8 protein-coding genes, 3 tRNA genes and 1 pseudogene are annotated in these 12,816 nt (G+C 36.7%); 11 read left to right on the top strand and 1 reads right to left on the bottom strand.

The features are described 5' to 3' along the window. The 11 genes and pseudogenes from BR72_RS15630 (at position 1) to BR72_RS15585 (ending at position 11,878) form a co-directional block, all read left to right on the top strand. Positions 1–76 (top strand) — tRNA-Lys (locus tag BR72_RS15630). Between the two features lie 5 nt (positions 77–81). Next, positions 82–156 (top strand) — tRNA-Gly (locus tag BR72_RS15625). 4 nt (positions 157–160) lie between these two features. Further along, positions 161–233: transfer RNA gene (locus tag BR72_RS15620), tRNA-Ala, on the top strand. A gap of 536 nt (positions 234–769) precedes the next feature. Beyond that, complete coding sequence (locus BR72_RS15615) at positions 770–1,921, top strand: glycerate kinase (protein WP_035434386.1); 1,152 nt, start codon at positions 770–772, stop codon at positions 1,919–1,921. 159 nt (positions 1,922–2,080) lie between these two features. After that, positions 2,081–2,974, top strand: coding sequence for an arginase (gene rocF, locus BR72_RS15610; RefSeq protein ID WP_035434385.1), 894 nt, complete (start codon positions 2,081–2,083; stop codon positions 2,972–2,974). Positions 2,975–3,328: 354 nt separating this feature from the next. Continuing rightward, the gene (gene cdaA / locus BR72_RS15605) at positions 3,329–4,153 is read left to right on the top strand and encodes a diadenylate cyclase CdaA (RefSeq protein WP_035434383.1); all 825 of its coding nucleotides are present in this window, start codon (positions 3,329–3,331) and stop codon (positions 4,151–4,153) included. Beyond that, positions 4,146–5,459: a CdaR family protein gene (locus BR72_RS15600; protein WP_035434382.1), complete on the top strand. Its 1,314-nt coding sequence runs from the start codon at positions 4,146–4,148 to the stop codon at positions 5,457–5,459. Before cdaA ends, BR72_RS15600 begins: the two co-directional genes overlap by 8 nt. A gap of 2 nt (positions 5,460–5,461) precedes the next feature. Continuing rightward, complete coding sequence (glmM, locus tag BR72_RS15595) at positions 5,462–6,808, top strand: phosphoglucosamine mutase (protein ID WP_035434381.1); 1,347 nt, start codon at positions 5,462–5,464, stop codon at positions 6,806–6,808. Between the two features lie 482 nt (positions 6,809–7,290). Beyond that, complete coding sequence (gene glmS, locus BR72_RS15590; protein WP_035434380.1) at positions 7,291–9,093, top strand: glutamine--fructose-6-phosphate transaminase (isomerizing); 1,803 nt, start codon at positions 7,291–7,293, stop codon at positions 9,091–9,093. Between the two features lie 43 nt (positions 9,094–9,136). Next, a pseudogene (locus BR72_RS27470) lies at positions 9,137–9,534 on the top strand (hypothetical protein); the annotation flags it as partial. Between the two features lie 370 nt (positions 9,535–9,904). Continuing rightward, positions 9,905–11,878, top strand: coding sequence for a S9 family peptidase (locus BR72_RS15585; protein WP_035434378.1), 1,974 nt, complete (start codon positions 9,905–9,907; stop codon positions 11,876–11,878). Between the two features lie 359 nt (positions 11,879–12,237). Here BR72_RS15585 and BR72_RS15580 read toward each other — a convergent pair whose 3' ends face one another. Further along, the gene (locus BR72_RS15580) at positions 12,238–12,531 is read right to left on the bottom strand and encodes a hypothetical protein (RefSeq protein WP_035434376.1); all 294 of its coding nucleotides are present in this window, start codon (positions 12,529–12,531) and stop codon (positions 12,238–12,240) included. Positions 12,532–12,816 lie beyond the last annotated feature (285 nt).

Genomic DNA, 12,816 nt, shown 5'->3' with positions numbered 1-12,816 from the left:
GAGCCATTAGCTCAGTTGGTAGAGCATCTGACTTTTAATCAGAGGGTCGAAGGTTCGAGTCCTTCATGGCTCACCATTTTTGCGGAAGTAGTTCAGTGGTAGAATACAACCTTGCCAAGGTTGGGGTCGCGGGTTCGAATCCCGTCTTCCGCTCCAACTTGGGGCCTTAGCTCAGCTGGGAGAGCGCCTGCCTTGCACGCAGGAGGTCAGCGGTTCGATCCCGCTAGGCTCCATACAGTTATAAAAGCTTGAAGTCGAATAATAGACTTCAAGCTTTTTTGTTTATATAAATCCAATTTTGATTTTTCGACGTGTAAGCCGCTGAGATGCAAAGTGCAACATGATCGCTACTTGCTTGATGTAGAAGGAAAGGGTCCTGACCGCTCCTATACATAGTCAGATGCTCTCGCCCCTCTAAAGCGAAAAATTTTTAAATTATTATTGTAACTATTCAGCCATACATTTAATTTAGAAGTTTGGTAAGGGGGATTATTCCAGTGAAAATACGCTCCTTATTATCTATAGAAAGTTATTTTCATTTTTCAGCATATAGATTGTTGCCATGAATATAAAAATGGTCCTACACCTTGCTGCCTTTCTTTGTTTTAAAACTTTGCGCGTGGCAGGAAAAGGCCCTGACCGCTCCTATACATAGCCAGTCTCTCTCGCCCCTCTAAAACAAAAGGTTTTTATGTCAGTTCTTTCATTATTATTTATATATTTTTGATGACTCCAATTTTAATATTAAATATGAAGGGAGTTGTTTCATATGAAGATTATTATCGCGTCTGATTCTTATAAAGAAAGCTTAACGGCATTAGAAGTGTGTGAAGCAGTCGAAAAGGGGTTTCTCTCTATATATCCAGATGCAGATTATATAAGAATTCCTATTGCAGATGGCGGAGAAGGGACAGTACAAGCACTTGTCGATGCAACGCAAGGGAAAATTGTAAATATTCCTGTGACAGGTCCATTAGGAAACGTAGTAGAGGGATTTTACGGCCTTTCCTCGGATAAGCAGACTGCTTTTATTGAAATGGCTGCTGCTTCTGGTTTACATCATGTTCCATTTGAGAAACGAAATCCGTTTTTAACGACAACAAGAGGAACGGGAGAACTTATTTTACATGCATTAGAACAAGGGGTTCATCGTATCATTTTAGGGCTTGGAGGAAGTGCTACTAATGATGGGGGAGCAGGAATGTTATCGGCGTTAGGTGTGCGTTTTTTTGATAGCAACAATTGTGCTATAGAGCCAAACGGAGGGAATTTACATTGTATTACTTATTTTGATATATCACAGTTAGATTCTCGTTTAGCGCGGGTTAACATTGAGGCAGCTTGTGACGTTGCGAATCCTTTAACAGGAGCGACAGGAGCATCGTTTATATTTGGAAGACAAAAAGGTGCTACAGACGAGATGATAGAGCGATTAGATTGTAATTTGAAACATTATGCTAAGCTAATTAAACAAACTCTTCATGTTGATATAGAATTTATTCCAGGAGCAGGTGCTGCGGGAGGACTTGGAGCGGCTATTGTTGCTTTTTTACATGGTACGCTTAGAAAAGGTATTGATATTGTACTTGATTACACGAATTTTAATGCTCATCTGCAAGAGGCGGATTTAGTGATTACAGGAGAGGGAAGAATTGATGAACAGACAGTCTATGGAAAAGCACCTATAGGGGTAGCAAAGCGAGCTAAAGAGTATAATCTTCCTGTTATTGCAATTGCCGGAGCTGTTCATCCGAATCATATCCCTATTTATGAAGAAGGTATTGATGCTGTATTTAGTATCGTTTCAGGTGCGATGACATTAGAAGAAGCGTATAAAATGGGAAAAGAAAATATTTATATAACAGCACGAAATATTGCGGCTGTATGGAAACTAGGATTACAAAAACGTCCCTATTCGTAAGGGGTGTTTTTTTTTTATGCATATTTTAATGGAAAAGTATTAATTTATTGCTTCATTGTATTGAATTAAGTGTATATAAATACAAAAAAATGTCAAGTTGAGTCAGATAATAGAAAAGATTTAAAATATTTAGTGAAAGCATAAAAGGGGGAATCATCTATGAAGAAAGAAATTTCAGTTGTGGGAGTACCAATGGATTTAGGACAAATGCGTCGCGGTGTTGATATGGGTGCGAGCGCGATTCGTTATGCTGGAGTTGTTGAAAGAATTGAAAATATAGGATATAACGTAGAAGATTTAGGGGATATATGTATTGAAAGAGAAGCGCAAATAAACGAAAATGAGAAATTACGAAATCTTGAACAGGTTGTAAAAGTATGTCATGAGCTAGCAAGTAAAGTTGATAGCATTATTGAGAAGAAAAGCTTTCCACTTGTATTAGGCGGCGATCATAGCATTGCGATTGGAACGCTTGCTGGTATTGCAAAACATTATAAAAATCTTGGTGTTATTTGGTACGATGCTCATGGAGATTTAAATACAGAGGAAACATCTCCATCTGGGAACATTCATGGTATGTCATTAGCTGTAAGTTTAGGACATGGTCATCCAGCACTTGTTAATTTATACGGTGAGTATCCGAAAGTGAAAAAAGAAAATGTAGTTATTATCGGTGCTCGTTCTTTAGATGATGGAGAGAAAGAGTTTATTCGTAAAGAAGGTATTAAAGTTTTCACTATGCATGAAATTGATCGCATGGGAATGACGGCTGTTATGGAAGAAACAATGGCATACTTATCACATACAGATGGCGTACATTTATCTTTAGATTTAGATGGTCTTGATCCACATGATGCACCTGGCGTGGGTACACCGGTTGCTGGTGGTTTATCATATCGTGAAAGTCATTTAGCGATGGAAATGTTAGCGGAGTCGGGTATGATTACATCTGCTGAATTCGTAGAAGTGAATCCAATTTTAGATGAAAAAAATAAAACTGCAATTGCAGCTGTAGCGTTAATGGGTTCTTTATTTGGTGAAAAATTAAAATAAATTTCAAGAAGCAGCTGAAAAGCTGCTTTTTTTACTTTAAAATAAAGATACAGTGGCATATTATGTATATCCCGCTGTTCGCGGGTAGTAATACTCTCACCTCAACATTCAGCAAAGCAAAGAGTAAGGAGGGAGATAGACTGCCCATAAAAGCCCGATTAGTTCAACTAATAATCATTTGGGGATGAAGAGCCCCCCAATGATTAAAGTTTCACTTTATCATCCCTTCTTAAAGTCTGACATCCAATGATTACATGTCAGGTTTAGAAATGTGGTTTGAAATTGTGGTTCGTATAATGTATGTTATAATTAATTTGTTGTTGTAAATTACATATAGATGGAGGAAGGGTCAGAATGCCTTTTGGAGATATAAATGTTATTTTTAAATATCTCAGCACTATAATAGATATCACCCTTGTATGGTTTGTTATATATAAATTGATTCTTGTAATCCGTGGTACAAAAGCTGTCCAGCTTTTAAAAGGAATTACAGTAATCATTATTGTTCGTATTTTAAGTAATTTCTTTGAATTGCATACACTGCAATGGCTTATGGATCAAGCATTAACTTGGGGATTTTTAGCGGTTATTATCATTTTCCAACCAGAGTTAAGACGTGCTCTTGAGCAGCTTGGACGGGGAAGTATATTTTCGCGGGGAAGTAATCAAGAGGAAGATGAACATGAGTCGGTTGTAAATGCCGTTGTAAAGGCAACAGAATATATGGGAAAACGTCGTATTGGTGCACTTATTACAATGGCGAGAGAAACGGGTATGGGGGATTATGTTGAAACAGGAATCCCGCTAAATGCGAATATTTCATCAGAGTTATTAATTAATATTTTTATACCAAATACCCCGTTGCATGATGGGGCAGTAATTATGCAAGGAAATATTATTAGAGCGGCTGCTTGTTATTTACCATTATCAGAAAGTCCGTTCATTTCTAAAGAATTGGGAACACGTCATCGTGCGGCAATGGGTGTAAGTGAAGTAACAGATAGCTTAACAATTGTCGTATCAGAAGAAACGGGACACATTTCTTTAACAAAAAACGGCGAGTTACATCGTGATTTAAAAAGTGAACAATTAAAAGAACTGCTTATGAAAGAGTTAGGCGGAAACGTAAAACAGTCTTCTTCGTCTTTATGGAATTGGAGGAGAAAACGTCATGGATAAGTTAATGGATAATCATTGGTTTTTAAGGGGAATTGCATTATTATTAGCAATTATGCTCTATATGTCTACAAACATAGATAAAAATGTATCAGATAATTTTAATCCATCGCCTTTTCCAGTAGGAGATACAACAGAAACAATATCTGGAGTTCCTGTATCTGCATATTATGATGAGGATAAGTATATTGTAACTGGAATTCCTGAAAAAGTCAGCGTCACACTTGAAGGGCAAAATAACGTTGTAGCGGCAGCTAAAGTGAAACGACAGTTTGAGGTATTTGTTAATTTACGCGGTTATACGCCAGGAACATATGAAATTCCTTTAAAATATAGCGGAGTTCCAAATAATTTACATTTGAAAGTTCAGCCAGCAAAAATACAAGTTACTATTAAAAAGAAAGAAGTAAAATCTTTTCCAGTAGAAGTGAAATATTTAAATGAGAATCAAGTGCAAAAAGGAACGGTTATAGATAAACCGATTGTTAAACCTGGAACTGTTGAAGTAGCAGGTACAACAGAGCAGCTTTCACAAATTGCTCTTGTACGGGCATATGTTGACTTAAAAGGTATTAGCAAAACGGTGACAAAAGAAGCAAAAGTTGTATTATATGATAAAGACGGGAATCAGTTAGATTTGAAAACAGGTTCTTCGACTGTCAATGTCACTGTACCAGTTTCATCACCTGAAAAAACAGTTTCCCTAGGCGTCACGAAAAAGGGAAGTTTACAAGAAGGTATAACTGTGACGAGTATAAAAGTTGAACCGAGTGAAGTAGAGATTTATGGTTCGAAAGACGTACTTGATAATATTACATCTCTTGAGGGCATCGAAGTCGACTTAAGTAAAATTACAGAGTCAACTACCTTCGATGCCTCTGTTTCTTTGCCTAAAGGTGTCGCAAAGGTGGCCCCTAGCCAAGTAAAAGTGACAGTTGAAGTACAAAAGCAACAGCGAAAAACGATAACTGACATCCCTTTGCAGGTGAATGGGTTATCAGATTTATTAACAATGAAACTTTCTGATCCGCAAAATGGAAAAATTAGTGTTGATGTTTTTGGGGATGCAGGTGTTGTAGAGAAGATGAGTGCAGAACAGATTAAAGCATCAATTAATATAGGAAATATGAGTGCAGGAACACATGATGTTCCGATCCAAATAAGTGGTCCAAATAATGTCACATTAGAATTAAAACAAAAAAATGCGAAGGTAGAGCTCACAAAGAAGCAAGAAACAGGACATGAAGTACAAGGGCAGCCAGAGCAGCCAAAGAAGCAAGGAAATGAGCAAGAAAAAAGGAGCGAATAGTAATGGGAAAATATTTTGGTACTGATGGTGTACGAGGCGTGGCGAATGAGGAATTAACGCCTGAATTAGCATTTAAGATTGGTCGATTTGGTGGTTATGTATTAACGAAGGATACAGAGCGTCCAAAAGTTATTATTGGCCGTGATACACGTGTGTCTGGACATATGTTAGAAGGAGCTTTAGTAGCTGGACTATTATCAATTGGGGCAGAAGTAATGCGCCTTGGTGTTATTTCTACTCCTGGGGTTGCTTATTTAACGAAGGCGTTAGATGCACAAGCTGGTGTGATGATTTCTGCATCTCATAACCCTGTACAAGATAATGGGATTAAGTTTTTTGGTCCAGACGGTTTTAAATTAACAGACGAGCAAGAAGCAGAAATTGAAGCATTATTAGATAAAGAAGTAGATGAACTTCCACGTCCTGTTGGTACAGCTTTAGGTCAAGTAAACGATTATTTTGAAGGCGGACAAAAATACTTACAATATATTAAACAAACTGTAGATGAAGATTTTTCTGGCGTACATATTGCTTTAGATTGTGCACACGGTGCAACATCTTCTCTAGCACCGTATTTGTTTGCTGATTTAGAAGCTGACATTTCTACAATGGGAACATCGCCAAACGGCATGAATATTAACGCTGGTGTAGGTTCTACGCATCCGGAAGTATTAGCAGCGTTTGTGAAAGAAAAAGGTGCTGATGTTGGTCTAGCGTTTGACGGAGATGGTGACCGTCTAATTGCGGTTGATGAAAAAGGAAATGTTGTAGATGGCGATCAAATTATGTATATTTGTGCGAAATATATGAGCGAATCTGGAAAATTAAAACACAACACAGTTGTTTCAACAGTTATGAGTAATTTAGGTTTTTATAAAGCGGTAGAAGCGAATGGCATTACAAGTAATCAAACGGCTGTTGGTGACCGTTATGTAATGGAAGAAATGAAACGCGGTGGCTATAATCTGGGAGGGGAACAGTCTGGTCATATTATTCTCTTAGATTACATTACAACTGGAGATGGCATGTTAAGTGCACTTCAACTTGTAAACATTATGAAAATGACGAAAAAACCATTATCTGAGCTTGCAGGTGAAATGAAAAAGTTCCCTCAATTACTTGTGAATGTTCGTGTAACAGATAAAAAACAAGCATTAGAAAATGAAAAAATTAAAGAAATTATTCGTGTTGTAGAAGAAGAGATGAATGGAGATGGTCGTATTCTTGTTCGTCCTTCTGGTACAGAGCCATTAATTCGTGTTATGGCAGAGGCGGCAACACAAGATCTTTGTGATCAATATGTAAGCCGTATCGTAGAAGTTGTAAAAGCAGAAGTTGGGGCTGAATAATATTCGAATATTTTGACAAAAAGGAGCACATTTTGTGCTCCTTTTGCATATACTTGTTATCTACAATGAAAAATTTCATTGACGGTTTATTCCATTTGTTATAAGATTGTTTTGTTCTTTTTCTCAGCAAAATAGGTTGAAGTAAGAAGCGCCAGAACTACCTACGATGTAGTTGACGAGGAGGAGTTTATCGAGATTTCGGCGGATGGCTCCCGGTTGTTCATCACAACCGAAAGTTTTTACTTAAAGCATTGAGGTGACTCAATAGACAAAGGTGAAAGTGTGATGAGAGAAAAAGAACGGATTATACTAGCAGTGTGAAGTATGCAGGCTGAAACCAAAATGAGAGGAAGGTGAAAGTCGTTACAAGCTTACAAAGCTAGCGATATGTAAATCCGTTTTTTTTGTATGCAAAAATAAGATCGGGCTATGTCGTTATATGTTTATGAAAGAACATAAGCATATTGTAACGGCGACTAATTATGTGTGGAATCGTAGGATTTATTGGGGAACAAGATGCAAAGGAAATTTTATTAAAAGGGTTAGAAAAGCTAGAATACCGCGGATATGATTCAGCAGGTATTGCAGTGCAAGCAGCGAACGGTGTTGTTGTATTTAAAGAAAAAGGCCGCATTGCAAAACTTCGCGAAATCGTGGATGAAAATGTAGCAGCTAACGTGGGAATCGGTCATACACGTTGGGCAACTCATGGTGTTCCAAGTCAAGTGAACGCACATCCGCACCAAAGTACTTCAGAGCGCTTCACCCTTGTGCATAACGGTGTAATTGAAAACTATGAGTTATTAAAGAATGAATATCTTCAAGATGTAAACTTTGTGAGTGAAACAGATACAGAAGTAATCGTTCAGCTTGTAGAAAAACAAGTGAAAACAGGTTTGACGGTAGAAGAGGCATTCCGTAAAACATTAACACTATTACACGGTTCATATGCATTAGCGTTACTTGATGCAGAAAACCCAGACATGATTTATGTTGCTAAAAACAAAAGCCCACTATTAGTGGGTACTGGAGATAATTTTAATGTTGTTGCAAGTGATGCAATGGCAATGCTACAAGTTACAGACCAATTTATCGAATTAATGGATAAAGAAATGGTTCTTGTAACAAAAGAAAAAATTACAATTCAAAATTTACAAGGTGAAACGATTGATCGTGAACCATTTACAGCAGAATTAGATGCAAGTGACATTGAAAAAGGAACATATCCTCATTTCATGCTAAAAGAAATTGATGAGCAACCACTTGTCATTCGTAATATTATTCAAAAGTATCAAAATGAAGATGGTGAGATTGAACTTGATACAGAAATTCGCGATGCAATTTTAGAAAGCGATCGTGTGTATATCATCGCGTGTGGAACAAGTTATCATGCAGGTCTTGTTGGAAAACAATTCATGGAGCGTTTTGCAAAAGTACCGGTAGAAGTACATGTAGCAAGTGAATTCTCTTACAACATGCCATTATTAACAGAAAAACCATTCTTCATTTACATTTCACAAAGTGGTGAAACTGCAGATAGCCGCGCAGTACTTGTGCAAACAAATGAAATGGGACATAAAGCATTAACAATTACAAACGGACCAGGCTCTACATTGTCTCGTGAAGCGAATTATACATTGCCATTATATGCTGGCCCAGAAATTGCTGTAGCTTCTACGAAGGCATATACAGCACAGCTTGCAGTACTTGCAATCTTAGCAGCTGACATTGCAAAGGCAAAAGGGTTATCAATTGGCTTTGATTTAATTAGCGAACTAGGTCTTGTTGCAAATGCAATGGAAGTACTTTGCAATCAAAAAGATGAAATGGATGCAATTGCAAAAGAATATTTAGCAACAACACGTAACTGTTTCTTCATTGGCCGCAGCGTTGACTTCTATGTTGGTTTAGAAGGCGCATTAAAGCTAAAAGAAATCTCTTACATTCAAGCAGAAGGCTTTGCTGGAGGAGAGTTAAAACACGGTACAATCGCGTTAATTGAACAAGGCACACCAGTTATTGCGATTGCTACGCAAGAACACGTAAACCTTGGTATTCGCGGTAACGTAAAAGAAGTAGTAGCACGCGGAGCAAACCCTTGCATCATCGCAATGAAAGGCTTAGAAATGGAAGGCGACCGCTTCATCGTACCAGCTGTACACGAAGCACTAGCACCGCTTGCAGTAATAATTCCATTACAGTTAATCTCATACTATGCAGCGCTTCACCGTGAGTGTGACGTTGATAAACCACGTAACTTAGCTAAGTCGGTGACTGTTGAGTAAGAGATTTATAGATTTGAAATAAAGTCGCGACGTTTATAAAAAAATTGCGAAACTTTACCCCTTTGGATATGATTATCTAAAGGGGTATTTTTGTGTCGAAAAATGGATTAAAGAGGGTAGAGAAACAGGTAGTGGGGCAAATTATCAGCCTTGGCTTAAAATTCAAGATGCGTCCTCATTAGGGTGGTCAACAAGATTAAAAGGTATAAAGACCGCCAGACAACATGAGTTTTTATCGGATTTGGAACGGAACTACTTTTATTTAACTGAATTTTCTGATGTTTTTTAGGTATTCGTGAACAATTTCCTTTATTACCACAAGAAGAGACGATTGTCATTGCTGAAGAGCTTGGGATTAAACACCCAGTTGATTCAAAAACAGGCGATCCAATTGTTATGACAACGGATTTTTTATTAACAGTTGATAAAGGACAAGGTATTACAGTGGTGAAAGCTAAACACAGTTCTAAATGGGTTCAGCATAGGTTAGAGGGTTTATCCCGCATTAACGGGCAGTAAGACTCCAACCTCGAAATTCGGCGAATGCATTGTCCAGCTCTAGCGACTAGAATCTCCGGCCGTTTCGCCCCCTCGGACGAGGCAAAAAGCGCCTCTCTGTCAGGGGCGTGGGCGTCCTGCGATTCTGAGCGAGCCGCTTCCGCTTTTCTTAAGAAGTTAGGCGGGAGATCAACGGCCCGTAAAAGCCCGATTGGTTCAACTAATAATCAGTGGGGGATGGAACCCCCCCACTGATTAAAGTTTCACTTTATTGAACAAATTAGATTACTAGACATTACGAGGGGGTACATTAATGAAAATGAATGAAAAAACATATCTAAGTATAGAAGAGATTATTTCATTACCAACCTTATCAGGTACAAACATAAGTGATGATGGCAAAAACGTAGCATTTGTCAAGAAGACAGCTAACTGGAAGGGCAATCAATATAGGAATCATGTATGGATATATGAAAAAGATAAGGGGCAGAGTTACTCATTAACAACTAGGGATATAGATAGTACATACCCATTATGGTCTCCAGATTCTAGGAATATCGCATACCTTAGCCCAGTTGGTGAAGGGGATAATAAGAAAAATCAGATCTTTGTTAAGTCAATAGATGGTTATAGTGGGGTTCAAATTACTGATGAGAAAGAAGGGGTCAGTAAATTCAAATGGAAGTCTACTGGCAAGGGTTTTTATTATGTTGCACAGTCAAAAGAATCTGAGGTGATAAAGAAACGTAAGGAACTATATGGAAACTTTCATCATATAGGTAAGGAATACCAGAATAATTGTTTATATTACATTGAAATAGAAAAAGTGATACAAAATGATAAATATGAACACGAAAATAGCGTTGTTTATCAACTAACTGATGGGAAGGATTTTCATATCCATGAATTTGATATTTCAAATGATGGGAAAAAAGTTGTATTTATGGCTACACCAAGCTCAAATATGGGGGATTATATGAATGGAGATCTATATATACTAGATATTAAAGCTGGAGAGCTACAAAAGATGAATATAGATAGGTTGTTGGGAGGGAGCGTTTGCTTTTCTCCTGACGGCAGCAAAATATGTTACTCAGCAAGCATAAGGGAGAAGGATTACTATAACACTCATATACAAGACAGTACATTAGAGATACATGATATTAATAATGGAGAGCTAATTCAACCTTTAACAGATTTTGATAGTACGGTTATTCCATTACGGTGGACAGCTAAAGGAATTTTAATTAGATGGCAGAATAAAACTAATTACCTTATTGGGTTGCTATCTGAGGATGGCACTGTGGAAATGTTAAGCGAAAAAGCAGATAGCTTTATAATGGATGCTTCTATAACAAGGGATGGAAATCATATATCCTATAATAAGGCTATAACAAATGAAACCTTTGAAATCTATTTAGACGATAAAAAAATAACGGATGAAAATAGCTTTTTCAAAGGAAAGCTTAAAAGTAACAGGGAAATAATCTCATGGAAAAGTAGTGATGGTCTTGAAATAGAGGGAGTTTTATCAACCCCAGTAGAGTTTGACGCAAATAAAAAATATCCCTTATTAGTGGTAATCCATGGTGGGCCAGCCTTTGCATCCTTTCCAATATTTTCAGACTGTTTTAATGAGAAATATCCTATTGAACAGTTTATCGAAAAAGGCTTTATAGTTTTAGAACCAAACTACAGGGGAAGTTCTGGTTATGGTAATGAATTCTTAAAAGCAAACTATAGAAAACTGGGAATTGCTGACTACGATGATGTTATATCTGGAGTGGATAAACTAGTTGACAAAGGGATTGCAGATAAAGATAGAGTAGGGGTTATGGGATGGAGCAACGGGGGATATATATCAGCTTTCTGTTCTACATTTAGTAGTAGATTTAAAGCTATTTCAGTTGGCGGTGGAATTACTAATTGGAGTACCCATTATGTAAATACAGATATACCTTACTTTATTAGGATGTATTTAGGAAATAATCCATGGAATGATCCAGAGATATATACGAAAGCATCACCAATGACATATATTAAATCAGCTTGTACTCCCACCTTAATCCAACATGGCGAAAAGGATGCAAGAATTCCAACTCTAAATGCATATGAGCTATATCAAGGGTTAAAGGACATGGAAGTTGATACAGAATTAATTATATTTAAAGAAATGGCATATAGTTCTGACCAGCCAGGAATTCATGTGGCTATTATGAAGCAGAATTTGATGTGGTTTTCACACTATATTCTTGGAGAAAGTATGAAAGATTTTAGGGTTTTATAATGGATATCCTCACAGGATACATAAGGATGAAACAGTCTTCATAAGGAAGCTTTTTTTCATATTTAGCCTGTGATTGTAGCTCTTGTTTTTTGCTGGAAAAACAAGTTTCACACAAGGTTTTGATCAAACTTTTTTAACACTTACAAAAGTTGTTCCATTAAAAAATGTTTTAGGCTCGATTTGATTGTCGATAATGGTATCTAAAGTAGTAGGTACTATGGATTAAAGGCAACAAATTTATAATATGAACCAAAAGGCTACCTATTGCATAAATAGGTAGCCTTTTTTATTATTTACTTTTTTGCTTTTTAAAGGATTTAATCAATTCCTTTTCTTGCCAAGCTTCTTTAAGTTTTTTATTAAAACTCATAATCAATTAAATATGTTCCTGTATTTACCAATCGTTGAGGTAGTGTATAAATATTAGTTGCAATTGCTCCAACAATTATAGCTATAACCCAAATAGTGATTTTTTGTCCTAAAGCCATATCTGAAAAACTCATTGCAATTGCCCCAAAGAAGAAAATTGCAGTAATAATATTCATTAACCATCCCGAAATTACTGCGAGTAATACTAAACCTTGTCCTAAAATTATTAATAAAATACCAACAATCTTAAATATAAATTGTATTATTGCTTTAATAATAATCATATATGGTTATTTTTCCTCCATTTCCTTCTTTCCGTAGGTGTACCGCCAACATTTTAATGAAAATAAATAGTATCTCAAAACTCATCTTTAAATCAAATTCTCAATTCAACTCGTGTTATGGATTTTTGAGAATCCCTTAGCGTATAAAAACGTTAAAATGTGCGTCCTACCCCTGTATATTACTTTACAATAAATTACAAATATAATCAAAATATATTCATACAATTTTCAATATTCCCATTAATTAGATAATTGGATAGTTAAAACAAGGCTTTATTATTTTGA

It is taken from the genome of Bacillus sp. UNC322MFChir4.1, from assembly GCF_000746135.1.
In the GTDB taxonomy this organism is placed as follows: Bacteria; Bacillota; Bacilli; order Bacillales; family Bacillaceae_G; genus Bacillus_A.
Note: the sequence above shows the minus strand (reverse complement) of the source record. Positions and strands in the feature narration are given on the sequence as shown.